20 protein-coding genes are annotated in these 24,736 nt (G+C 60.6%); 14 read left to right on the top strand and 6 right to left on the bottom strand.

All coding sequences use genetic code 11. The features are described from left to right. Positions 1 to 180 precede the first annotated feature (180 nt). Genes HBO23_RS24320 through HBO23_RS24300 form a run of 5 tightly spaced genes read left to right on the top strand, consistent with a single transcriptional unit; the run spans position 181 to position 4,286 of the window. The gene (locus HBO23_RS24320) at positions 181 to 987 is read left to right on the top strand and encodes an alkaline phosphatase family protein (protein WP_170040025.1); all 807 of its coding nucleotides are present in this window, start codon (positions 181 to 183) and stop codon (positions 985 to 987) included. Beyond that, positions 984 to 1,829: an ABC transporter permease subunit gene (locus tag HBO23_RS24315; RefSeq protein ID WP_017136369.1), complete on the top strand. Its 846-nt coding sequence runs from the start codon at positions 984 to 986 to the stop codon at positions 1,827 to 1,829. The genes HBO23_RS24320 and HBO23_RS24315 overlap by 4 nt, the downstream gene beginning before the upstream one ends. Next, on the top strand, positions 1,816 to 2,616 hold the full coding sequence (locus HBO23_RS24310) for an ABC transporter permease (protein WP_170040023.1): 801 nt from the start codon (positions 1,816 to 1,818) through the stop codon (positions 2,614 to 2,616). Before HBO23_RS24315 ends, HBO23_RS24310 begins: the two co-directional genes overlap by 14 nt. After that, positions 2,613 to 3,602 (top strand): ABC transporter ATP-binding protein, encoded by a 990-nt coding sequence (locus HBO23_RS24305; RefSeq protein WP_010565203.1) that lies wholly within the window; start codon positions 2,613 to 2,615, stop codon positions 3,600 to 3,602. Before HBO23_RS24310 ends, HBO23_RS24305 begins: the two co-directional genes overlap by 4 nt. Positions 3,603 to 3,632: 30 nt before the next feature. Then, positions 3,633 to 4,286 (top strand): HAD family hydrolase, encoded by a 654-nt coding sequence (locus HBO23_RS24300; protein WP_170040021.1) that lies wholly within the window; start codon positions 3,633 to 3,635, stop codon positions 4,284 to 4,286. 136 nt (positions 4,287 to 4,422) lie between these two features. On the opposite strand, the gene HBO23_RS24295 is transcribed toward HBO23_RS24300, so the two are convergent. Then, positions 4,423 to 5,385, bottom strand: a complete 963-nt coding sequence (locus tag HBO23_RS24295) for a zinc-binding dehydrogenase (protein WP_099547874.1) — start codon at positions 5,383 to 5,385, stop codon at positions 4,423 to 4,425. Between the two features lie 105 nt (positions 5,386 to 5,490). Between HBO23_RS24295 and HBO23_RS24290 the strand changes: the two genes are divergently transcribed. Both HBO23_RS24290 and HBO23_RS24285 read left to right on the top strand, forming a co-directional pair. Beyond that, positions 5,491 to 7,605, top strand: coding sequence for a carboxy terminal-processing peptidase (locus tag HBO23_RS24290; RefSeq protein WP_017136373.1), 2,115 nt, complete (start codon positions 5,491 to 5,493; stop codon positions 7,603 to 7,605). 119 nt (positions 7,606 to 7,724) lie between these two features. Continuing rightward, positions 7,725 to 9,488: a bifunctional diguanylate cyclase/phosphodiesterase gene (locus HBO23_RS24285; protein ID WP_026013634.1), complete on the top strand. Its 1,764-nt coding sequence runs from the start codon at positions 7,725 to 7,727 to the stop codon at positions 9,486 to 9,488. Here HBO23_RS24285 and HBO23_RS24280 read toward each other — a convergent pair. From HBO23_RS24280 to HBO23_RS24265, 4 genes are all read right to left on the bottom strand, one after another. Continuing rightward, positions 9,485 to 9,856 (bottom strand): hypothetical protein, encoded by a 372-nt coding sequence (locus HBO23_RS24280; RefSeq protein ID WP_005786715.1) that lies wholly within the window; start codon positions 9,854 to 9,856, stop codon positions 9,485 to 9,487. The two genes, HBO23_RS24285 and HBO23_RS24280, sit on opposite strands and share 4 nt — an antisense overlap. Beyond that, positions 9,853 to 10,191: a helix-turn-helix transcriptional regulator gene (locus HBO23_RS24275; RefSeq protein WP_026013635.1), complete on the bottom strand. Its 339-nt coding sequence runs from the start codon at positions 10,189 to 10,191 to the stop codon at positions 9,853 to 9,855. The genes HBO23_RS24280 and HBO23_RS24275 overlap by 4 nt, the downstream gene beginning before the upstream one ends. Positions 10,192 to 10,235: 44 nt before the next feature. Then, complete coding sequence (locus HBO23_RS24270) at positions 10,236 to 10,742, bottom strand: YkvA family protein (RefSeq protein ID WP_170040019.1); 507 nt, start codon at positions 10,740 to 10,742, stop codon at positions 10,236 to 10,238. 395 nt (positions 10,743 to 11,137) lie between these two features. Next, positions 11,138 to 11,878 (bottom strand): FKBP-type peptidyl-prolyl cis-trans isomerase, encoded by a 741-nt coding sequence (locus HBO23_RS24265; protein WP_017136377.1) that lies wholly within the window; start codon positions 11,876 to 11,878, stop codon positions 11,138 to 11,140. A gap of 258 nt (positions 11,879 to 12,136) precedes the next feature. On the opposite strand from HBO23_RS24265, the gene HBO23_RS24260 reads away from it, so the two are divergent. From HBO23_RS24260 to HBO23_RS24225, 7 genes are all read left to right on the top strand, one after another. Next, complete coding sequence (locus HBO23_RS24260; protein ID WP_170040017.1) at positions 12,137 to 13,948, top strand: di-heme-cytochrome C peroxidase; 1,812 nt, start codon at positions 12,137 to 12,139, stop codon at positions 13,946 to 13,948. Beyond that, complete coding sequence (locus HBO23_RS24255; RefSeq protein ID WP_138450455.1) at positions 13,945 to 15,108, top strand: catalase family protein; 1,164 nt, start codon at positions 13,945 to 13,947, stop codon at positions 15,106 to 15,108. The genes HBO23_RS24260 and HBO23_RS24255 overlap by 4 nt, the downstream gene beginning before the upstream one ends. A gap of 767 nt (positions 15,109 to 15,875) precedes the next feature. Then, the gene (gene kdpA / locus HBO23_RS24245; protein ID WP_017136381.1) at positions 15,876 to 17,582 is read left to right on the top strand and encodes a potassium-transporting ATPase subunit KdpA; all 1,707 of its coding nucleotides are present in this window, start codon (positions 15,876 to 15,878) and stop codon (positions 17,580 to 17,582) included. Between the two features lie 10 nt (positions 17,583 to 17,592). Then, a complete protein-coding gene (kdpC, locus tag HBO23_RS24240; RefSeq protein ID WP_170040015.1) occupies positions 17,593 to 18,240 on the top strand; it encodes a potassium-transporting ATPase subunit KdpC in 648 nt (215 codons plus the stop codon). An 11-nt stretch (positions 18,241 to 18,251) separates the two neighbouring features. Beyond that, entirely contained in the window at positions 18,252 to 20,321 is a 2,070-nt protein-coding gene (kdpB, locus tag HBO23_RS24235) for a potassium-transporting ATPase subunit KdpB (RefSeq protein WP_170040013.1), read from the top strand. Positions 20,322 to 20,443: 122 nt separating this feature from the next. Further along, positions 20,444 to 23,095, top strand: a complete 2,652-nt coding sequence (locus HBO23_RS24230; protein WP_170040011.1) for a sensor histidine kinase KdpD — start codon at positions 20,444 to 20,446, stop codon at positions 23,093 to 23,095. Continuing rightward, entirely contained in the window at positions 23,092 to 23,784 is a 693-nt protein-coding gene (locus tag HBO23_RS24225) for a response regulator (RefSeq protein WP_138450464.1), read from the top strand. The genes HBO23_RS24230 and HBO23_RS24225 overlap by 4 nt, the downstream gene beginning before the upstream one ends. Here HBO23_RS24225 and HBO23_RS24220 read toward each other — a convergent pair. After that, positions 23,744 to 24,667 (bottom strand): LysR family transcriptional regulator, encoded by a 924-nt coding sequence (locus HBO23_RS24220; RefSeq protein ID WP_170040009.1) that lies wholly within the window; start codon positions 24,665 to 24,667, stop codon positions 23,744 to 23,746. The two genes, HBO23_RS24225 and HBO23_RS24220, sit on opposite strands and share 41 nt — an antisense overlap. Positions 24,668 to 24,736: the final 69 nt, after the last annotated feature.

Below are 24,736 nucleotides of genomic sequence, written 5' to 3'. Positions count from 1 at the left end.
GTGGGAGCTGGCTTGTGTGGGAGCTGGCTTGCCTGCGATGCAGACGACTCGGTTTGTGATGTGAACCGAGGTGATGCTATCGCAGGCAAGCCAGCTCCCACACAATCCCGCTCCCACAGTTTTGACCCCGTTCCCCAAGTGAAATTGAGTCAAGCCTATCGTCGCGGAGCGTCTCCCCCTATGAAGCACAACGTCATCCTTGTGGTGCTCGACGGCCTGAACTACGAGGTTGCCCGACATGCCATGGGGCATCTCCAGGCCTATATCGGCGCAGGACGCGCAGCGCTTTACAAACTGGAATGCGAACTGCCGGCCCTGTCCCGGCCGTTGTATGAATGCATCCTCACCGGCGTGCCCCCGATCGACAGCGGCATTGTCCACAACCATGTCTCGCGCCTGTCCAACCAGCGCAGCATTTTCCATTACGCCACCGATGCGGGTCTCACCACCGCGGCGGCGGCTTACCACTGGGTCAGCGAGTTGTATAACCGCACGCCCTTTGATGCCGTGCGTGATCGTCATACCGACGACCAGGCGCTGGCGATCCAGCACGGGCATTTCTACTGGAATGACCACTACCCGGATTCCCATCTGTTCGCCGACGCCGAAAGCCTGCGCCGCAAACACGCGCCGAATTTCCTGGTGGTACACCCGATGAACATTGATGACGCCGGCCACAAGCATGGCCTGGATACCGCGCAATACCGCAACAGCGCGCGCTCGGCCGACATCATCCTCGCCGACTACCTGCAAACCTGGCTCGACGCCGGCTACCAGGTGTTGGTGACTGCCGATCACGGCATGAATAACGACCGCTCGCATAACGGTGTGCTGCCGGAAGAGCGCGAAGTGCCGTTGTTCGTAATGGGCTCGGCCTTCACCTTTGACCCAGGCGCCATCCCGAAGCAAACCGAGCTGTGCGGCACCGTCTGCGAACTGCTCGGCGTGCCCCACGACAAACCTGTATGCCGGGAGCTGCTGAAGTGAACGCCATAACCCGTGGCAAATGGCTGGCGATCCTGTGCCTGGTGCCGTTTGCGCTGTTCTTTATCGTGTTTGAAATCGCCCCGCTGCTGTGGGTAATGATCAACAGCCTGCAGTCGGAGGAGTTCGGCTGGGGCCTGGCCAACTTCACCAAAATCTTCAGTTCGAAGTTCTACCTGCAAGCCATCCAGTACAGCCTGGAGATCAGCTTCTACTCCAGCGTGTTCGGGATCATCATCTCGGTGCTCGGCAGCTACTCATTGCGCCGTGTGGATGGGCCACTGCGTAACTTCGTGACGGCTTTCGCCAACATGACCAGCAACTTTGCCGGCGTGCCCCTGGCCTTCGCGTTCATCATCTTGCTGGGCTTTAACGGCAGCATCACCATCATGCTCAAGCAGGCGGGGATCATTCAGGACTTCAACCTGTACTCCAAGACTGGCCTGATCATTCTGTACACCTACTTCCAGATTCCGCTGGGTGTGCTGCTGCTCTACCCGGCCTTCGACGCCTTGCGCGAAGACTGGCGCGAATCGGCCTCGTTGCTCGGCGCCAGCAGCTGGCAGTTCTGGCGGCACATCGGCCTGCCGGTGCTCACTCCGGCGCTGCTTGGCACTTTCGTGATCCTGCTGGCCAACGCCCTCGGTGCCTATGCCACGGTGTATGCACTGACCACCGGCAACTTCAACGTGCTGCCCATTCGTATCGCGGCAATGGTTTCCGGCGACATCTCGCTGGACCCGAACATGGCCAGCGCCCTTGCCGTGGTGCTGGTGGCACTGATGACCGTGGTCACTGTCGTCCATCAACTGCTGCTCAAGAGGAGCTACCATGTCTCGCGCTGAAGCTGGCTCGGCCTCCCTCTACCATCGGGTAGTGGTGTACCTGTTGTTTGCGATCCTGGTATTGCCGCTGGTGGGCACCTTTGTCTACTCCATTGCCAGCAGTTGGTCTGCCACCATCCTGCCCGCCGGTTTTACCCTGAAGTGGTACGTGCAGCTGTGGAGTGACCCGCGCTTTCTGGCCGCCTTCGGTCAGTCATTGCTGGTGTGCGTGGGTGCGCTGATCCTGTCGGTGGTGCTGATTCTGCCGCTGCTGTTCGTGGTGCATTACCACTTTCCCAAGCTCGACGCGCTGATGAACATCCTGATCCTGCTGCCCTTCGCGGTGCCGCCGGTGGTGTCATCGGTGGGCTTGTTGCAACTCTACGGCTCCGGGCCATTTGCGATGGTGGGCACGCCGTGGATCCTGATCGGCTGCTACTTCACCGTGGCCTTGCCGTTCATGTACCGCGCGATCACCAACAACCTGCAAGCGATCAACCTGCGTGACCTGATGGACGCCTCGCAGCTGCTGGGCGCCAGCACCTGGCAGGCCGCAATTTTTGTCGTGCTGCCAAACCTGCGCAAAGGCCTGATGGTGGCGCTGCTGCTGTCGTTCTCGTTCCTGTTCGGTGAGTTCGTGTTCGCCAACATCCTGGTGGGCACCCGCTACGAAACCCTGCAGGTGTACCTGAACAACATGCGCAACACGAGCGGCCACTTCACCAGTGCCATCGTCATTTCCTATTTCTTCTTTGTGCTGGTGCTGACCTGGGCCGCCAATATCTTGAACAAGGACAAAAGCCAATGAGCTTCGTCAGCGTCCAACACCTGCAAAAAGGCTACGCCGGCACGCCGGTATTCAGTGACATCAACTGCGAAATCGCCAAGGGTGAATTCGTCACCCTGCTCGGCCCGTCCGGTTGCGGCAAGTCGACCCTGCTGCGTTGCATCGCCGGGCTGACCTCGGTGGACAGCGGCAAGATCCTGCTGGATGGCCAGGACATCGTGCCCTTGAGCCCGCAGAAACGGCACATCGGCATGGTGTTCCAGAGCTACGCCCTGTTCCCCAACATGACCGTGGAACAGAACGTCGCCTTCGGCCTGCGCATGCAAAAGGTCAACGCCGACGACAGCCACAAGCGCGTGCAGGAAGTGCTGCAACTGGTGGAGCTCAAAGAACTCGCCGGCCGCTACCCGCACCAGATGTCCGGCGGCCAGTGCCAGCGTGTGGCCCTCGCCCGCTCGCTGGTGACGCGTCCGCGCCTGCTGTTGCTGGATGAGCCGCTGTCGGCGCTGGATGCACGGATTCGCAAGCACCTGCGCGAGCAGATCCGCCAGATCCAGCGCGAACTGGGCCTGACCACGATTTTCGTGACCCATGACCAGGAAGAAGCGCTGACCATGTCAGACCGCATTTTCCTCATGAACCAGGGCAAGATCGTACAAAGCGGTGATGCCGAGACCCTTTACACTGCGCCCGTGGATGTATTTGCCGCCGGCTTTATCGGCAACTACAACCTGCTTGACGCCGACAAGGCCAGCCAGTTGCTGCAACGGCCTATCAGCGGGCGCATCGCGATTCGCCCGGAAGCCATCGAACTGAGTCGCAGCGGCGAACTCGACGCGCTGGTACGCAGCCACAGTTTGTTGGGCAACGTGATCCGCTATCGCATCGAAGCGCGTGGCGTGGAATTGGTGGTGGACGTGCTCAACCGCTCGGCCGACGATCTGCACCCGGATGGTCAGCGCCTGGCACTTTCCATCGACCCCAGTGCGTTGTGTGAAGTAGCCTGACGCAACGATTGATTTGAGAGAGCGTGACAGATGGCATTGGTAATTTTTGATCTGGACGACACCCTGATCCACGGCGACTGCGCCACCTTGTGGAGCGAACAGATGGGCCGCCTGGGCTGGGTTGACCCAGAGTCGTTCATGCGCCAGAACGACGAACTCATGGCCGCCTACAGCCGCGGCGAGCTGGCCATGGAAGACTTCATGGACTTCAGCCTGGAGCCGATGATCGGGCGCACGCCGGAAGAGATCGCGCATCTGGTCGAACCGTGGGTAGAAGACATCATCGAGCCGCTGATCTACAGCGACGCCACCAAGACCATCGCCCGCCACCGCGCGAAGGGTGACCGGATCCTGGTGATCTCTGCCTCGGGCACGCACCTGGTCACGCCGATTGCGGCACGTATCGGGATTGATGAAGTGCTGGGCATTGACCTGGACCTCAGCCATGGTGTGTACAGCGGCAAGACCGTGGGGGTACTGACTTACCGTGAAGGCAAGATCACCCGGTTGCTGGAATGGTTGAAGCAGGAAGGTGAAAGCCTGGAGGGCGCGTATTTCTACTCGGATTCGCGCAATGATTTGCCGCTGTTGCTGAAGGTGGATCATCCGCAGGTGGTGAACCCGGATCCGGTTTTGCGTGAGCATGCTGAAAAGGCTGGCTGGCCGGTTCATCATTGGGTCTGACAGTTTGAATTGAAACCCAATCAACGGTGGGAGCTGGCTTGCCTGCGATAGCGGTGTATCAGATGAAACATTCTTCATTGATGCACCGCTATCGCAGGCAAGCCAGCTCCCACAGTGGCTGTATTTCAACTTGAGATCAGACCAGGGTCTCGTCTATCACCAACACCAACTTGCCGGAAATCTGGTTAGTCGCCAGCTCCGCAAATGCTGCCTCGGCATCCTTGATCGCAAACGTCCTGGCCAGTTGCGGGCTCAAGCGCCCTTCAACAAACAGCGGCCACACATGCTGGCTCAAGTCGCTGAACAGGTCTGCCTTGAACTGATCGCTGCGGCTGCGCAGGGTCGAGCCCAGCAGCTGGATGCGCTTGCCCAGCACCTGCGCCAGGTCCAGTTGCGCATCACGGCCGCCCATCAAGCCGATCAATACCCAACGCCCATCGAGGGCCAACAGCTTCAGATCCATCGCCGCATAACTGCCGCCGACCGGGTCGAGGATCACGTCGAACGGCCCGAAATCGCGCAGCCCTTCAATGCCGTCGGTACGCACCACGCCGCCCTGGGCGCCGAGTGCTTCGCAGTAAGCCAGGCGTTCTGCCGAGCCGACGCTGACCCAGCACGGGCTGCCAAACGCCTTGCACAACTGGATCGCTGCCGAACCCACGCCGCTGGCGCCGGCATGCAGCAAGACCTTTTCGCCGGGCTTGAGGCCCGCCAACTGGAACAGATTCAGCCACGCAGTGCTGTACACCTCGGGCAACGCCGCCGCTTCGGTCAACGTCAAACCTTCCGGTACCGGCAGCACATGGCGGGCATCCACCACCACTTCTTCGGCCATGCCGCCCCCGGCCAGCAGCGCACAGACGCGGTCGCCGACTTGCCAGGAAGAACCCGCGCCTACCTCGCTGATCACCCCGGAACACTCAAGGCCCAGCACTTGGCTGGCGCCAGGAGGTGGCGGATAGAGCCCCGCACGTTGTAATAAATCGGCGCGATTAAGGCCCGCTGCCGCCACCCGAATGCGAACTTGGCCTACATCGCAAGTAGGACTGGGTTCTTCCATCCACTCCACATGACCTTCAACGCCTTGCAATGCTTTCACAGTGCCTCCATAGTGAGTCTGGACTGAGCCCGTAGCTGTAGCGCCGGGCTTTTTGCATTATGCGACCGGATCATATGGAACCGGCTCCCTCAAAGACGGCCTAATATGCGTTATCAATTGCCCCCGCGTCGAATCAGCATGAAGCATTTGTTCCCCAGTACCGCCCTCGCTTTTTTCATTGGTCTCGGCTTTGCGTCGATGTCGACCAATACGTTCGCAGCCAATAGCTGGGACAATCTTCAGCCTGATCGCGATGAGGTGATTGCCAGCCTTAACGTCGTCGAGTTGCTCAAGCGCCATCACTACAGCAAGCCGCCGCTGGACGACGCGCGCTCGGTGATCATCTACGACAGCTATCTCAAGCTGCTGGACCCGTCGCGCAGCTACTTCATGGCCAGCGATATCGCTGAGTTCGACAAGTGGAAGACCCAGTTCGACGACTTCCTCAAGAGCGGCGACCTGCAGCCTGCGTTCACCATCTACAAGCGCTACCTGGATCGAGTCAAAGCGCGTCTGGACTTCGCCTTGGGTGAGCTGAACAAAGGCGTCGACAAGCTCGACTTCACCCAGAAGGAAACCCTTCTGGTGGATCGCAAGGACGCGCCCTGGCTGACCAGTACCGCCGCCCTCGACGACCTGTGGCGCAAACGCGTCAAGGACGAAGTGCTGCGCCTGAAGATCGCCGGCAAAGAGCCCAAGGCCATTCAAGAGCTGTTGACCAAGCGCTACAAGAATCAGTTGGCACGTCTGGATCAGACCCGCGCCGAAGATATCTTCCAGGCCTACATCAACACCTTCGCGATGTCCTACGACCCGCACACCAATTATCTGTCGCCTGATAACGCCGAGAACTTTGATATCAACATGAGTCTGTCGCTGGAAGGCATCGGTGCCGTCCTGCAAAGCGACAATGACCAGGTCAAGATCGTGCGTCTGGTGCCGGCAGGTCCGGCCGACAAGACCAAGCAGGTCGCACCGGCCGACAAGATCATCGGCGTCGCCCAGGGTGACAAAGAGATGGTCGACGTGGTCGGCTGGCGCCTGGACGAAGTGGTCAAGCTGATCCGTGGGCCGAAAGGCAGCGTGGTGCGCCTGGAAGTGATTCCGCACACCAATGCGCCGAACGACCAGACCAGCAAGATCGTGTCCATCACCCGTGAAGCGGTGAAACTCGAAGACCAGGCCGTTCAGAAACAAGTCCTCAACCTCAAGCAGGATGGCAAGGACTACAAACTGGGCGTGGTGGTGATTCCTGCGTTCTACCTGGACTTCAAAGCGTTCCGTGCCGGTGACCCGGACTATAAGTCCACCACCCGTGACGTTAAGAAAATCCTGACAGAACTGCAGAAAGAGAAAGTCGACGGCGTGGTCATTGACCTGCGCAACAACGGCGGCGGTTCCCTGCAGGAAGCCACCGAGCTGACCAGCCTGTTTATCGACAAAGGCCCAACCGTGTTGGTCCGCAACGCGGACGGCCGTGTCGACGTGCTCGAAGACGAGAACCCGGGCGCGTTCTACAAAGGCCCGATGGCGCTGCTGGTCAACCGCCTCTCGGCCTCGGCTTCGGAGATTTTCGCCGGCGCCATGCAGGACTACCACCGCGCGTTGATCGTTGGCGGCCAGACCTTCGGTAAAGGCACCGTGCAGACCATTCAGCCGCTGAACCATGGCGAACTGAAGCTGACCATTGCCAAGTTCTACCGGGTTTCCGGGCAGAGCACCCAGCACCAGGGCGTATTGCCGGATGTGGACTTCCCGTCGATCATCGACACCAAGGAAATCGGCGAGAGCGCGCTGCCTGAGGCAATGCCATGGGACACCATCCGCCCTGCGATCAAGCCGGCTTCGGACCCGTTCAAGCCGTACCTGACGCAGTTGAAGGCTGACCACGAGACGCGCTCCGCCAAGGATGCCGAGTTCGTGTTTATCCGCGACAAACTGGCCCTGGCCAAGAAGCTGATGGAAGAAAAAACCGTCAGCCTCAACGAAGTCGATCGTCGTGCGCAGCACACCAGCATCGAAAATCAGCAGCTTGTACTGGAAAACGCTCGCCGCAAGGCCAAAGGCGAAGACCCGCTCAAAGAGCTGAAGAAAGAAGATGAAGATGCGCTGCCGGCCGAGCCGGAAAAAACCAAGCCGGAAGACGACGCCTATCTGTCCGAGACAGGCCGGGTTCTGCTGGACTACCTGAAAATCAGCAAGCAGGTGGCCAAGCAGTAAATGATGGCAATTTAATGCGAGCGCTCCACGGAGTGTCATCATATAGACATCATTCTGTCGTGAAATAAAGGGACCGCAGGCGTTAAGCCTGCGGTCCTTTTTTTTCGATCGAGATCGCCATGACCATGACCGAACAGCTGAATGCATTGGGCTCAATCCTGGCTCAAGGCAGTTTACACAGCCTGTTCCAACCGATCATTTGCCTGTCCGAGCGACGAATCCTCGGCTACGAAGCGCTCAGCCGTGGCCCGTCCAATAGCCCCTTGCACTCCCCCGTCGCCCTGTTCAGCGTGGCCAGCCATGCCGGGCGCCTCAGCGAACTGGAAATGGCCTGCCGCGAAAGTGCCTGCCGACGCTTCAGCGAGCAAAAGTTGCCGGGCAAGCTGTTCCTGAACATCTCGCCGGAGTCCTTGATGGAGACGGCGCATCAACCGGGCCGCACCTTACAGTTGTTGCGCGACTTCGGCATCCCGCCAAGCCAGGTGGTGATCGAACTCACCGAGCAAACGCCCACCGACGACTTCGACCTGCTGCAAACCGCGCTGCATCATTACCGCGACATGGGTTTTGCCATCGCTCTGGATGACTTGGGCGCCGGGTATTCCAGCCTGCGTTTATGGTCTGAGCTACGCCCGGACTACGTGAAAATCGACCGGCACTTTATCGACGGTATCCATCAGGATGCGCTCAAGCGCGAGTTCGTCGGCTCCATCCTGCAAATCGCCAAGGCATCCCGCGCCCAGGTGATTGCCGAAGGTATCGAGCTGCCGGAGGAGTTGGCGGTGTTGACGGAAATGGGCGTTGACCTGGTCCAGGGCTACCTGCTTTGCCGCCCCCAGGAACAACCGCCCCAGGAAGCGCGGCTGATGTTGCCCAAGCAGGACCACACCAACATCACCCTCAACGAAGAAGGCAGCGACCTCAGCGCCTTGCTCAACGAGCAACCGGCGGTGGATCAGGACACCGCCACCGCCCAGGTGCTCGAATCCTTCCGCCGTCAGGCCAACCTCAACTCGCTGGCCGTGCTGGATGGGCGCGGTCACCCGGTCGGCATCGTGCACCGGCATTCGTTGTCGGATGCGCTGCTCAAACCGTTCGCCACCGACCTGTTCGCGCGCAAACCCATCAGCCGCTTGATGAGCGATGACTTCCTGGCGGTGGAGTTGAGCCAGTCCCTGCAACAGGTCAGCCGCCTGCTCACCAGCCGCGCGCGGCAACGGATCGAGGAAGACTTCATCATCACCCTCAACGGTGACTACCTGGGCCTGGGTAGGGTGATCGATGTGCTCAAGTTGATCACTGAGCTGAAGATCCAGCAGGCACGCTATGCCAACCCACTGACGCTGCTGCCGGGCAATGTGCCGATCCAGCAATGCCTGACGCGGTTGCTGCAGCAACAGCGCGAGTCGGTGATCTGCTACGTGGATATCGACAGCTTCAAGCCGTTCAACGATATCTACGGCTACGGGCGTGGGGATGAGGTGTTGTTGTGCCTGGCGCAGTGCCTGAACGATCGGGTTGACCCTAGCCGCGATTTTGTCGGGCATATCGGCGGTGATGATTTTTTGCTGGTGCTCGGCCCGCAGGATTGGCGCAAGCGGCTCAACCAGTTACTGGATGACTTCCACACCCAATGCCGACGCTTCTATCGTGCCGAGCACTTGGACGCCGGTTGCTTCGTGGCCTTGAACCGTCAGGGCGTGCGTCAGGAATTCGCTTTGCTGTCGTTGTCGATCGGCGTGGTGCATTTATATCCACAGGCCTGTGCACAACTGGATGCCAGCCAGTTAGCGGAGCTGGCCTCGCAAGCCAAGCACCACGCCAAAGACATCGCCGGCTACAGCATCCATGTGATCGACAGCATGGACAACCTGCCCGCTTAGGCCTCGGCGGACTCCGGATACTCGTACTCGAACACCCGCACCACTTCCGAAGCATGCCAGGACGCAGCAGCCACACCATCGGACGGCCCGCTGAAACGCCCCAGGCGCTCCACACACTCAAAGAAACCGGTACGCGGCAAGCGGCTGGCGCCCTGGCTGATCACCAGGGAGCTGCGCAACGGCTGCTCGGCCTTGGCGTCCAACGCGGCCAGGTGCTCAAGGGCAGCGGCCAGGGTTTGCATTGCCGGCGTGGGAAATTGCAGGCGCTCCAGCAGCGCGCGGTAGGTGAGCAAATGGCGCTGGCGGCGCGCCTGGTCCAGTTCGTTGAGTAACCCATCCCAGTGTTGACGACTGATTCGTAGACTCAAGATTCATCCCTCCAACCTGCAACGCCCAATTCCCAGGCCAGGCTGCGGCGGATGGCGGCATCCGGCTGGCGTTCACCACTTTCAATCAATCCGAGGTACGAAGGGCTGATGCCCACGGTGCGGGCCAGGCTTTCAATAGCCAATCCCTTGGCCTCACGCAGGCCGCGCAGGTCCGCGAGCGGGCGTAAAGCCTGATCGGGCGCGACCTGAGCGGTAGAAGAAGGAGTGGCGACAGGCTGTTGCTGACCGGCTGCTTTTAGTAGCGCCTGGTACTGGTCCCATGGCAGCACCGCATACTCGGGTGCGCCATCGCGTGAAATTATCTGAATATCCATGACTGCCCCGTAGGATAACAACACTTACTAAGTAAGTTCTTTCCTTAGAAGTGTAATCCTAACAGCCACAAAGGTCGCAGGGGGATATAAGCGTGTTCAGTTTTTTGCGGGTTTTCCTGGGCCAACAGCGCAGGCGTCGCAGGCAGCCGCTCAACCACCGCGAGTTTTTCCGGGCGCTGGGCGTCGCGCCAGGCGCGAAACGCGCTCAGTTCGCCGTCCAGGGTCTTCATGACCCATGCCAGCACGGCAATGTCATCGAGCATGCCGAACACCGGGATAAAGTCCGGGATCGCGTCAATCGGGCTGAGGAAGTACATCAGCCCCGCCACTACCGAGATCAGCGCCTTGGGGCTTATGGCGCGATACTCACCGCGCCAGTAAGCCAGGCACAAGGCCTGGAGCAATTTGAGATCATCCTTGAGTTTACCCAGCCGATTGCCCTGGCTTGAGCCTTTGGCGGCCACGGCGAACAGCAGGGTCGGCAACCGGCCACGACCAAGCAAGCGTGCGGCCATGGGCAGGAAACGGGTGAAATTGAAGGGTGGTTTCATCGGTCACTCCAGTTCCAGGCGACATAAAAGGTTATCCACACAAATTGTGGATAACCTTGTGAACAGAGCCTGTTTTATCGGCTGAAAGCCGCGATTTACAAGGCTTGCAGTCAGATCGGGCGTTTTTTGCGCACATAAAAAAAACCCAAGAATTCATTGACTTGGCATTGATGTGCGGCTACCCGTGCTCGAGTCTTATATCAGACTGTGACAGTTTCCAGGGGTTCGGTCGGATTTGCGATCCTTACCACGCTCTGGGTGGGAATGCCGCCCCAAGGCACATGTGACGCAGAGCGTCACCGGATGTGTTCCCACGCAGAGCGTGGGAACAATCATGCAAACGCCAGAAACAACAACGCCCCGTAAAAACGGGGCGTTGTGTGTTCAGGTGCCGATTACTTCTTGGCAGCTGGCGCCGCAGGTGCGTCAGGGGCTTCAGCCTTGGCTGGGTCCTTGATGGCCAGCAGTTCCAGGTCGAATACCAGCACGGAGTTGGCTGGAATCGCCGGGCTCGGGCTCTGTGCGCCGTAGGCCAGGTCGGACGGGATGTACAACTCGACCTTCTCGCCCACGTGCATCAGTTGCAGGCCTTCGACCCAACCCGGGATCACGCCGCTGACCGGCAGGTCAATCGGGCTGCCGCGATCTACGGAGCTGTCAAAGGTGGTGCCGTTGGTGAGCTTGCCGGTGTAGTGAACAGTCACTACGTCGGTCGGCTTAGGCTGAGCGCCGTCGGCCTTCTTCACGATCTTGTATTGCAGACCGGAAGCGGTAGTGACTACGCCGTCTTTCTTGGCGTTGTCTTCGAGGAATTTCTTGCCGGCGGCTGCCGACTCTTCGCTCATTTTGGTCATGCGTTCTTCAGCACGCTTTTGCAGTGCGGCAAACGCTTCAACCAGTTCGTCGTCCTTCAGCTTCTGTTCTTTCTTGCCGACGGCATCTTCGATGCCTTGGGCTACCGCTTTGGAGTCCAGGTCATCCATGCCTTCTTGAGCAAGGCTTTTGCCCATGTTCAGGCCGATGCCGTAGGAAGCTTTCTGCGCCGGGGTTTTCAGCTCTACGCTGGTCTGCGAATCACAACCCGCAAGTACCAGGCTAACCAGGGCCACCGCCGCCGCCAACCGATGCTGTTTCATGCTATTTCCTTGTTCGTGCGCCAAAAGGGCATTCGAGTAAAGTCGCGAGCTTATCAGGCGGCCACGACCAATGGCTACCGGCATGTGAGCAGGAAACTTCTGATAAGTTCACGTGTTTAAAAGCATTTTCATTCATTATGGAGGCCCGCGAAGGATCGCGGGACCATTCGCAACCAGGCTGCTGGCCACTTGCCGCACCTGTGACGCAATGGCATAAGAACGCTACAACTCGACAAGGCCGAGACAAGGATAGCCATCTTGCGCATTTTTTCCCGTGTTTTACTTCTGATATTGCTCGCCCTGGGTTTGCTGCTGGGCGTGGTCCTCTATTACACCCTCAACCCCAAGCTGCCGGACTACGTGCCCGTGGAGCAGGTGCACTATCAGCAACAATGGAGCGAAGCCGATCGCCAGACCTACTACTTCACGCCCCAGGGCACCCAGGTAAAAGGCCTGCATTACGACTGGTTCACCGCCCTCGAACTGCCCTTTTCGGACCGGCGTTTTGCCACACCCGACTACCTCGCGCGCTTCGGCTTTCTGGTCGATCCCAAGCAGGTGCCCAGCGCACAAAACCCCGGCAACCTGCCGGTGGGTTTCGCCCGGCACCAGAACGCCGGCAGCCAGGTGCAGTACCTGGACATCACCTGCGCCGCCTGCCACACCGGCGAGCTGCACTTCAAAAACCAGGCGCTGCGCATCGACGGCGGTTCGGCCCAGCATGTGCTGCCGTCCAGCGTACCGACCCTGCGCGGAGGCAGCTTCGGCCAGGCGCTGGTGGCCAGCCTCGCCGCCACCTATTACCTGCCCTGGAAGTTCGATCGCTTCGCCCACAACGTGCTCGGCCACGACTATGACGATCACAACAAGCAACAACTGCGTCAGGACTTCAAGCAGTCGCTGAACCAGTTCCTTAAAGTTGCCTGGAACGACACGCACCGTGGCCTCTACCCCACCGAAGAAGGCCCGGGCCGCACTGACGCATTTGGCCGCATCGCCAATGCCAGCTTCGGCGACGCTATCTCGCCGGCTAACTACCGGGTCGCCAATGCGCCGGTGGACTACCCGCACCTGTGGGATATCTGGACCTTCGACTGGGTGCAATGGAACGGTTCGGCCCAGCAGCCCATGGCACGTAACATCGGCGAGGCCTTGGGCGTGGGTGCGACCCTGGCCTTTTTCGACGCGGCCGGCCAACCCCTCCAGGGCGATGCCCGTTACCCTTCCAGCGTGCGCGTGCGCGACCTCAACCGGATCGAAGAAACCCTGCAACGCCTCAAGCCGCCGACCTGGCCGCAAGACCTGTTCGGCGCCATCGACAAGCCCCTCGCCGCCCAAGGCCGCGCGCTGTTCGCCGAGAACTGCGCCGGTTGCCATGTGCCTGCAGTCACGCAGGAAAACGGCCGCCCGGTGCAGCAACTGAAGATGTTGCCCGTGGACTACATCGGTACCGACCCAGGCACGGCCAATAACATCGCCGACCAGCGCTATGACCTCAGCGCCCTGCAGTGGGACCCGGAGGAACTGGCCAGGCTCAATGTCGAGCTGCACCCCACGCCCACCGCACCGCTGGACCTGCACAACCTGTCGGTGGCCCAAGGCCTGGCCTACGTCACTGCCTTCGTCGAAGCACACGCCTACCGCGCCGCCGGTGTAACCCCGGCCGAACGCCCAGGCCTGGATGGTTTTGGCCTGCCCATCGGTGTGCGTGAATTGCGCGCCTATAAGGCCCGACCGCTGGCCGGCGTATGGGCCACACCACCATTCCTGCACAACGGCTCGGTGCCGACGATCTATCAATTGCTCTCGCCCCAGGACGAGCGCAGCACCACCTTCTACAAAGGCACGTTCAATTACGACCCGCGTCACCTGGGCTTTGAAACGGGTGCGTTCAAAAACGCCTTTTTGTTCGATACCAAAATAACCGGCAACCACAACAGCGGTCACGAATTCCGTGATGGCAAACGTGGCAATGGCGTGATCGGCCGTGGCTTGCTGCCGCAGGAACGCTGGGCGCTGCTGGAATACCTCAAAGTGCTGGGCGGCCCGCTGGAGCAACCACTGCCATGATTATCCGATCTCAATACAACCAACGTTCGCTGCTCGCACGCCTCTGGCTACGCCTGGGCGCCTTTCTCGGTAAAACCCTGCTGTGGCTGTTGGGTTTGGGGCTGCTGGGCTGGCTGTTCGCCACGGCCTGGTTCGCCTGGCAACACAGCGGCCCGGTGTCGCCGGATGAACAGATCCCGCCCGGCGAAACAGCCATGACCCAAGGCATCATCCAGACGGCAGTGCGCATCGTCGATCAGCATCGCGAAGGCACGCGCTACCTGCGTGACGCGCATGCCAAGGCCCACGGCTGCGTTAAGTCCGAAGTCAGCGTGCTGACGGACCTCGACCCGGCGCTGCGCCAAGGCGTATTCGCTGAACCTGGCAAGACCTGGCAGGCGCAGATGCGCCTGTCCAACGGCAACGCCTACCCGCAGTTCGACAGCATCCGCGATGCGCGGGGCATGGCGATCAAGCTGCTGGATGTGCCAGGCAAACAATTGATGGCCGACCAACAGACGCGCACCGAACAAGACTTTGTGATGTTCAGCCACCCGAACTTTTTTGTCAGCGATGTGGCCGAATACGCGCAGAACATCGGTGCCCAGGCTGACGGCAAAAAGGTGTTGGCGTTCTTCCCTAAAGCCGACCCGCGCAGTTGGCAAGTGCGCCACCTGTTTATCGCCCTGGCCACCCTGGCGCCCGCTCCGGCGAGCCCGACGCAGACGACGTACTTTTCGGTTTCCCCCTACAAATTTGGCGCGGCAAATGCCAAGTTTCGTGTAGCACCCGACCCGCAGAGTTGCCCGGAATATGTGTTGCCCAAGCAGAATCAGGACCTGCCGAACTTTCTGCGCAGCGCACTGAACCAGCAACTGTCCACCGACCGTGTACCGGCGTGTTTTGTGTTGCAGATTCAGCGGCAAAATCCGCAGAAATTCATGCCGATCGAAGACACCAGCATCGAATGGAAGGAAAGTGATGCGCCCTATGAGACAGTGGCCAAGGTGCGGATTCCTGCGCAGGACTTTGATACGCCCGCGTTGAATCTTGCCTGTGATAACCAGTCGTTCAACCCGTGGTTCGGGCTGGAGGCGCATCGGCCGATTGGTGGGATTAACCGGTTGCGCAAGGCGGTGTATGAGGCGGTGAGCGACTATCGGCATAGTCGGAATTTGTGAGGTTATGATCGTTCCCACGCTCCGCGTGGGAATGCCGTCTTGGACGCTCTGCGTCCGCAGTTAAGGGGCGTGACGCGGAGCGTCACAGGATGCATTCCCACGCAAAGCGTGGGAACGATCGAACAGAAAAGCCAATCACTGTAAAGAATCCGTATAAATCCGAAGTTCCCCATAACGATTACGTCGCCTCTATTGAACAACTAAGCCCTAAACTTTACCGTCACTTCCTACCTCCAAAACCCGTAGGAAGTCATCGTGGAAAGTTCAACTTTAGGCATGGTCGTCCTGTCAATGATTGCGCTCTTCGGCACCGCCGCGTTTTGCTTCGAACACCTCGCCACCCGCAGCGAGAAGAAAAAGAAAGCCAAATAAGCTGGTCAACGAAATCAGCAGAACCCCAGACTTTCAAGGGATCAGCCACCCGCGGGCTATCCCTTGTTTTCGTGTGCCCTGTTTTAAACCTTCTATATACCGTCTTAATACCGCCCGCCGTAATCAGTGCCCGAGCTTGATACAAGAGCGCCTAACCTCCCCGGCTTACTCAACAAGGGGAGTTACACCGTGCTGACACTAACGTTCATTTATGTGGCCAGCGGCGTTTGCGCCGTGGGGCTGTTCGCTTACTTGGGCTATGCCCTCATTCGCGCCGAAAAGTTCTAGGGAGCCCGCCATGTACGACGTGATGTTTATGGGCCTCTCCCTGGTGTTTTTTGTTGCGACTGCCATGGCCATTGTCGCCATGGGCAAGCTTTGAACGGAGCCACGACATGCTAAGCACTTTGCTGGAATTTTCGCTGGTCCTGGGGTTGATGACCGCGCTTGCCGTGCTCATGGGCAAGTGGCTGACCCGAGTATTCACCGGGAACCGCCACGCCTTGCCGGAACGTTTTACCTACCGCCTGCTGGGCATCAACCCATTGGAAACCATGAGTTGGGGCCGCTACGGTTCAGCGCTGTTGCTGTCGAACGCGGCGATGATGCTGCTGGGCTACAGCATCCTGCGCCTGCAGGCGGTAACGCCGATCAACCCCCTGGGGTTGGCTGCGCAAACCCCGGACCTGGCGTTCAACACCGCCGTGTCCTTTATCACCAACACCAACTGGCAGGCGTATTCGGGCGAAACCAGCCTGTCGAACTTCAGCCAGATGGCGGTCATTACCTTTTTGATGTTTGTCGGTGCCACCTCCGGCGTGGTGGCGGCCGCCGGTTTTATACGTGGCTTGAGCCGCTCAAGCGCGGCCGATATCGGCAACTTCTGGGTCGACTTCACCCGCACCCTCTACCGCGTGATGCTGCCGCTGTGCGTGGGCATGGCGCTGGTGTATGTGTGGCAGGGCATGCCGCAAACCTTAGCCTCCCAAGCCCTGGCGACAACATTGGAAGGCGCGCAACAACAGCTGATCGTCGGCGCGGTTGCCAGCTTTGAATCGATCAAGCACATCGGCACCAACGGCGGCGGTTTCTTCAGCATGAACGCCGCGCACCCGTTCGAAAACCCGACGCCGCTGACCAACATCCTGCACATCCTCAGCATGCTGTTGATCCCCTCGGCGCTGACCTACACCTTTGGCAGCATGCTGTTGCAACGTCGTCAGGGCTGGGTGTTTTTCGGCACCTTCCTGGTGATGTTTATCGGCTTTCTTGCGCTTGTGTATGGCGCCGAGCAAACCGGCAACCCGTTGCTGACCCAGGCCGGCGCCAACCAGGTGCTGTCGATCGAGCAAAGCGGCGGCAACATGGAAGGCAAGGAACTGCGTTTCGGCATTGCCGACAGCAGCTTGTTTATCGCCACCACCACGGCAGCCACCACCGGCTCGGTCAATACCATGCACGACTCGCTGACGCCCATGGGCGGCTTCGTGCCCCTGGCGCAGATGATGCTCAACTGCGTGTTCGGCGGTGACGGCGTGGGCTTTATCAACCTGATCCAGTACGCGCTGCTCACGGTGTTTCTGGTGGGCATGATGATCGGCCGCAGCCCGGAATTTCTTGGCAAGAAAATCGAGGCCCGCGAGATGAAACTGGTGATGCTCTCGGTGCTCGCGCACCCGGTCAGTATCCTGGGTTTCACCGCCCTCGCCGCCCTGTGGCCAGACACCCTGGCCAGTCTCAACAACCTTGGCCCGCACGGTTTCAGCGAGGTGCTGTACGCCTACACCTCCGGCACCGCCAACAACGGTTCGGCGTTCGCCGGGCTGAATGCCAATACACCGTTTTTTAACACCACCATTGGCCTTGCGATGCTGATCGGGCGCTTCTTCACGATGCTGCCGATGCTCGCCGTGGCCGGTTCCCTGGCGATGAAAAAAACCGTGCCGGCCGGCGCAGGCACCATTCCTACCGCGACCCCGCTGTTCATGTTGCTGGTGGTGTTCGTGGTGCTGGTGGTCGGTGGCCTGACCTTCTTGCCCGCGCTCGCGCTTGGCCCGCTGGTGGAGCAACTGCAGTTGCTGTCCGGCCAGACCTACAACTAAGGACATGTTGATGACCACTCAATCGATCTTCAAAGGGCTGCTGCGCCCGGTGCTGGTGTCGGCGGTGTTTTTCATGCTGCTGACCGGGCTGGCTTACCCGGCGTTCACCACCGTGGCCGCGCAATGGCTGTTCCCGTTTCAGGCTCAAGGCTCGCTGATTGAACGCGATGGGCGGGTGATCGGCTCGGTGCTGATCGGCCAGAATTTCACCAAGCCCGAGTACTTCCAGGGCCGCCCCAGCATGACCCTCGGCGCTGATCCGCAAGACCCGAGCAAAAGCGTGCCGCAGCCCTACAACGCAGGCGCAAGCGGCGCCAGCAACCTCGGTCCCACCAGTCAAAAACTGCTCGACCAGGTGGCCGCACGCGCCAAAACCTATCGCCAGGATAACGGCCTGGCCGCTGACGCCCCGGTGCCGGTGGACGCAGTCACCGCCTCAGCCTCTGGCCTCGACCCGCATATCTCGGTGGCCAACGCCCGGCTGCAGTTGGCACGGGTGGCGCGCTTGCGGCACATCCCCGAACCCGAGCTGCTGCAACTGCTCAACGACCACACCGCTGCACGCACCTTCGGCCTGCTCGGCGAGCCCCGGGTGAATGTGCTGCAACTCAACGTGGCGCTGGATGCGCGTCAGCCCTCTATTGCGCTCAGTGAGTAAGAGATTCCTCCATGAAAAATGCTCGTTTACCTCTGTTTGACCGGCGCATCGTGCTGACTGCCGGCGTCGATGCACTGAAGAAATTGCTGCCCCAGGCACAGTGGAAAAACCCGGTGATGTTCGTGGTGTACCTGGGCAGCATTCTCACCACCTTGCTGTGGTTCCAGTCCCTGGGCGGCAAGGGTGAAGCGCCCAGCGGTTTTATCCTCAGCATCACCTTGTGGCTGTGGTTTACCGTGCTGTTCGCCAACTTCGCCGAAGCCCTGGCCGAAGGGCGCAGCCGTGCCCAGGCCGCGAGCCTGCGCGGCATGAAACGCCAGACCCTGGCCAAATTGCTGCAGCAACCGCGCCACGGTGCAGCGTGGCTGCCGCTGGAGGCGAGCCTGCTGCGCAAGGACAACGTAGTGTTGATCGAAGCCGGTGATCTGGTGCCGCTCGACGGCGTGGTGATTGAAGGCGTGGCGTCGGTGGATGAAAGCGCAATTACCGGCGAATCGGCGCCGGTGATCCGCGAGGCCGGTGGCGACTTTTCGTCGGTCACCGGCGGCACGCGGGTGCTGTCGGACTGGCTGGTGGTGCGCATCAGCGTCAACCCCGGCGAATCGTTCCTGGACCGCATGATCTCGATGGTCGAATCGGCCAAGCGCCAGAAGACGCCGAATGAAGTCGCGCTGACGATTCTGCTGGTGGGCCTGACCCTGTTGTTCCTGCTGGTGATCGCCACGCTGAGCCCCTACTCGATCTTCGCCGTGGCCATGAGCGGCAATGGCAGCGTGATCAGCGCCACGGTGTTGGTGGCGTTGCTGGTGTGCCTGATCCCCACCACCATCGGCGGCCTGCTCTCGGCCATCGGCGTGGCGGGCATGAGCCGCATGATGTCGGCCAATGTGATTGCCACCTCCGGCCGTGCCGTCGAGGCGGCGGGTGATGTCGACGTGTTGCTGCTGGACAAGACCGGCACCATCACCTTGGGCAATCGCCAGGCAAGCAGCTTTTTGCCGGCACCCGGCGTGAAGGAAGCTGAACTGGCTGACGCCGCGCAACTCGCCTCACTGGCAGACGAAACCCCGGAAGGCCGCAGCATTGTGGTACTGGCCAAGCAAAAATTCGACATCCGTGCGCGGGACATCAACGCCCTGGGCGCACGCTTTGTGCACTTCACCGCGCAAACCCGCATGAGCGGCGTCGACCTGGCCGAAGGCCGGGCGATTCGCAAAGGCGCGGCGGATGCGATTCGCAACCATATCGAAACCCTGGGCGGGAGTTTCCCGGCGGCATTGCAGGCCAAGGTCGATGAAGTCTCGCGGCGCGGCAGCACACCGCTGGTGGTCAGCGACGGTGCCAAGGCCTTGGGCGTGGTTGAGCTTAAGGACATGGTGAAAGGCGGCATCAAGGAACGCTTCGCCGAGTTGCGGCGCATGGGCATCAAGACCGTGATGATCACCGGCGACAACCGCCTGACCGCCGCTGCGATTGCGGTGGAAGCCGGTGTCGATGACTTCCTCGCCGAAGCCCGCCCGGAAGACAAGCTGCAACTGATCCGCGACTACCAGGCCCAGGGCAAGCTGGTAGCCATGACCGGCGACGGCACCAACGACGCACCTGCGCTGGCGCAGGCCGACGTGGCCGTGGCGATGAACAGCGGCACCCAGGCGGCCAAAGAGGCCGGCAACATGGTCGACCTCGACAGCAACCCGACCAAGCTGATCGAAGTGGTCGAGGTCGGCAAACAGATGCTCATGACCCGTGGCGCGCTCACCACGTTCAGCGTGGCCAATGACGTGGCGAAGTACTTCGCAATCATCCCGGCGGCGTTTGTCGCCACCTACCCACAGCTGGGCGCCTTGAACGTGATGCACCTGAGCAGCCCCAATTCGGCAATTTTGAGCGCGGTGATTTTTAACGCGCTGATCATTGTCGCGTTGATTCCGCTGGCCTTGCGCGGCGTGAAGTACCGGGCCATCGGCGCAGCGGCGTTGCTTAACCGCAACCTGTTGGTCTACGGCCTGGGCGGCGTGCTGGTGCCGTTTGCCGGGATCAAGGTGATCGACATGCTGCTGAGTGGATTGGGCTTGGTGTAACACCACAAACCCAATGTGGGAGCTGGCTTTTTGGGGGTGCTTCGCACCCCAGCGCAAGCAAGCTTGCTCGCCACAACAAGCCAGCTCCCACAGTTAATCGTGTTGTATTCAACAGGAAGAACATGCCCGCACTCAACCACGAACGCCCCGACCCCGACGCCTTGCTCGCGCGGGTACAGCTCGAAGAACAGGCCGCCTTGCGCGGCAAATTGCGTATTTACTTCGGCTCAAATGCCGGGGTGGGCAAGACCTGCGCCATGCTCGCGGCGGCGCAACGCGAAGTCGCCCTGGGCCGTGATGTGCTTGCCGGCGTAGTAGAAACCCACGGCCGCACGGAGACTGCCGAGCGGCTCGACGGCCTGGAGCAACTGCCCCGCGCTGCCTTGCTGCACCACGATTTTTCGCTCAGCGAATTCGACCTAGACGCCGCGTTGCGCAGGCAGCCCGCCGTATTGCTGGTGGACGAGTTGGCCCACAGCAACGCGCCTGGCTCGCGGCATCCCAAACGCTGGCAAGACGTTGAAGAACTGCTCAGCGCCGGCATCGACGTGTGGACCACGCTCAACGTCCAGCACCTGGAAAGCCTGAATGATCTGGTCAGCGGCATCATCGGCATTCGCGTGCGCGAAACCGTGCCGGACCATGTGTTTGATAACGCCCATGACGTGGTGGTGATCGACCTGCCGCCCGACGACTTGCTGCAACGCTTGAAGGACGGCAAGGTCTATCTCGGCCCGCAAGCGGAGCGCGCCGCACAGCATTTTTTTCGCAAGGGCAACCTGTTGGCCCTGCGCGAACTGGCGCTGCGGCGCACGGCGGATCGGGTCGACGCGCAAATGCGCGTGTACCGTCGCGAACAGTCGATCAAAGCCCTGTGGCCAGCCCGCGAACGCTTGCTGGTGGGTGTGGCGGGCGACGCCGGTGATGAACGCCTGGTGCGCGAAGCTGCACGATTGGCGCAAAAGCTCGAAGCTGACTGGATCGTCGTGCATGTCGCAACGGCCCAAGGCAGCGGCGCCAAGCGTTACCTCACGGCGATGAAAACCCTGAGCCTGGCCAGCGAATTCGGCGCCGATACCGCGACGCTGCCGGGCATGGACGTGGCTGAAGCCCTGGCCGCCTGCGCCCGCGAACACAACGCCAATCGCCTGGTGCTCGGCCATCATCCGCGTCGGGCCTGGCGCTTCTGGCATCAGTCGGTCAGCGACCGGATCAGCCGACATCACCCGCAGATCGATCAGATCGTGATCGCTCACAGCGTCTTGCCCGGGCCTGCGCCGACCCTCGAAAAACCCTCGCTGCCCCCCGGCCGCGCCTTGGCCTACCTGTGGGCCACACTCGCCTGCTTCAGCGCCAGCGCCGTCGCTGCATTGCTGCTGCAAGTGTTCGACCTGGCCAACGTGGTCATGCTGTTTTTGCTCACCGTGGTGCTGGTGGCCTTGCGTTATGGGCGCGGCCCCGGTGTGTGGGCGGCGATGCTGGCGGTGCTGTGTTTCGACTTCTTTTTCGTACAGCCGCGCTACTCGTTCACCGTCAACGACACTCAGTATTTCTTCACCTTTGCGCTGATGCTCGGCATTGCCTTGATCACCGGGCAACTCACCGCCCGCCTGCGCCATGAAGCACGCACGGCGGCCGCGCGCGAACGGCGCGCTACCTCTTTGGCGCGGCTGGCTCGCGACTTGTCGGCGGCACTGACCGTAGAGCACATCAGCGAAGTCGCGCTGCGCACCTTCAGTGGCGTGTTCGAAGCACGCGTCGGCCTGGCGCTGCCGGACGCCGCCGATGGCGTGCACAGCGTGAGTGCCAGCGGCTTGCCGATTGACGAAAGCATCGCCCAATGGACTTACGACCATGGCCAAGCCGCAGGCCATGGCACCGACACCTTGTCAGCAGCCAAAGGTTGTTACTTACCGCTCAAAGCGCCGATGCGCGTGCGCGGCGTGCTGGTACTGGAACTGGCCCAGAGCGAGCGCTTGAACGACCCGCAGGAGCGCCGTCTGCTGGAAGCCTGCATGAGCCAATTGGCGATTGCACTGGAGCGCGTGCATTTCGTCGAAGTGGCGCAAAGCACGCTGGTGCAGATGGAAGGCGAGAAGATGCGCAACACCCTGCTCGCCGCTATTTCCCACGACTTGCGCACGCCCCTGACCACCCTGATCGGCGCCGCCGACACCGCCCTGCCCCATGCCCCGCCAGGTCCGCTGACCGAATTGCTGCACGGCATCCATGAACAAGCTACATCGATGCAGCGGCTGATCGAAAACCTGCTGGACATGGCGCGCATGCAAGAGCGCGGCGTGCGCCTGAACCGGCAGTGGCATTCGCTGGAAGAAATCGTCGGCAGCGCCCTGCGCCAGTTGCGTGAGCCGTTGGCACACCACCGCGTGCAAACCCTGTTGGACTCACAGTTGCCGCTGGTGGATATCGACGCCCTGCTGATCGAGCGGGTGCTGGTCAACCTGCTGGATAACGCCGCCAAATACACGCCGGCGGGCACCCTCATTACCGTCACTGGCAGCAAAGTTTCGGACAGCATCGTGCTGGAAGTCAGCGACAACGGCCCGGGCAAGGCTCCCGCCAACCTGTTCGAACCTTTCGCACGTGGCCAGCAGGAATCTTCCGTCACGGGCATCGGCCTGGGCCTGGCGCTGGCCAAACGCATCGTTGAAGCCCATGGCGGGCATATCCACACCCACCCGCTTGAGACGTGCGGCATGCACTTCATCATCACCTTACCGGCCGGCACCCCGCCGGCCATGGAAAACCTATGAGCACTGCACGCATTTTGATTGTTGAAGACGAAGCCAATATCCGCCGCTTTGTCGGGATCGCCCTGCAAGATGAAGGCTTTCAGGTGTTCGAAGCCGACAGCGTCAAACGTGCGCTGATTCATGCCGCCAGCCGTCAACCGGACCTGGTGATCGTCGACCTTGGCTTACCCGATGGCGATGGCAAGCAACTGATCAGTGAGTTGCGTGGTTGGCTGGCGGTGCCGATTCTGGTGTTGTCGGCGCGTGATCGCGAAGAAGAGAAAGTCGCCGCTTTGGACGCAGGGGCCGATGATTACCTGACCAAGCCGTTCGGCGTGCCCGAATTGCTCGCTCGCATCCGCGCACAACTGCGCCGGCATGGGCAGACCGGCGCCGTGGCGGCGACCAGCAAGGTGGCGTTTGGCGAAATTGAAGTCGACCTGTCGACCCACGAAGTGTGGCGCCAGAGCCAGCCGGTGCACCTCACACCCATCGAGTACCGCCTGCTCTGCGCAATGATTCGCGGCCAGAGCCGGGTGCTGACACATCGGCAGTTATTGCTCGAAGTGTGGGGGCTGGACTACATCGACCGCCCGCACTATCTGCGTGTACACATGGCGCACTTGCGGCAAAAACTGGAGGCGGATCCGGCGCAGCCGCAGCATTTTATTACCGAGTTGCAGGTGGGGTATCGGTTGATGGGACTGTGAACAGGCGTTCAGCAACAAAGTCCACAAACACCCGGATCTTTGGCGACAGGTGCCGACTGGAAGGCCACAGCGCCCAGAATTGGCCTTGATCATCAGAGTGCCCGTCCAACACGGTTTCCAACTGTGCCTGGGCCAGCGCCTCACGGGCCAGAAAGTCCGGCACGTAAGCGATGCCATGGCCATCGATTGCGGCCCGAAGCATCGCTTCCATATTGTTCAACGTCAGCGCCGTGGGCAGCCGTAATTGGGTGATCGCCGGGTTGGCGGATAAGGTCCACTCCATGATTTTGCCGGTGGTGGCGAAGCGATAACGCAGGCATTGGTGGCGCTCAAGGTCACTGAGGGTTGCTGGCCGACCGTTCGCACGCAGGTACTCAGGCGATGCACACAACACAAAGCGAAATGGCCCGAGTCGGCGCGCCATCAAGGTCGAATCGGCCAGACCGCCGCTGCGGATCACCACGTCGAAGCCTTCCTCGATCAGATCCACCAGGTGGTCGTTGAAATCCAGCTCCAACTCAATTTCCGGGTAGGCCCGCCTGAAGGCGACCATATGCGCAAATAGAAACCTGTAACCGATGGTGGGCAGGCTGACCCGCAACTTGCCGCGGGGGGCCTGCATGGCATGGGAGAGCATGGCGCGGGCGTCCTGCAGGTCATCGAGAATTTTCCGACAGCGCTCGTAGAACAACTGGCCTTCAGCAGTCAGGCTGACTTTGCGCGTGCTGCGGTGCAACAACCGCACATTCAACGACGCTTCCAGCTTGACCACATTTTTGCCCACCGCCGAGGCGGAAATGCCCATCGCCCGCGCCGCGCCCGTGAAGCTGAGCGCTTCAGCGGTTTTCACGAAGGCGATCACACCGCTGAGATTGTCGCTCATACCAATACATCCAATTTGTCCGTTATGTGTGGAATGTAGGCCCATTTATCCGCCATTACATCTGATTAG

This window comes from Pseudomonas sp. WS 5532, assembly GCF_012985445.1.
Lineage (GTDB): Bacteria > Pseudomonadota > Gammaproteobacteria > Pseudomonadales > Pseudomonadaceae > Aquipseudomonas > Aquipseudomonas edaphica.
This window is presented reverse-complemented; position numbering and strand designations above follow the sequence as displayed.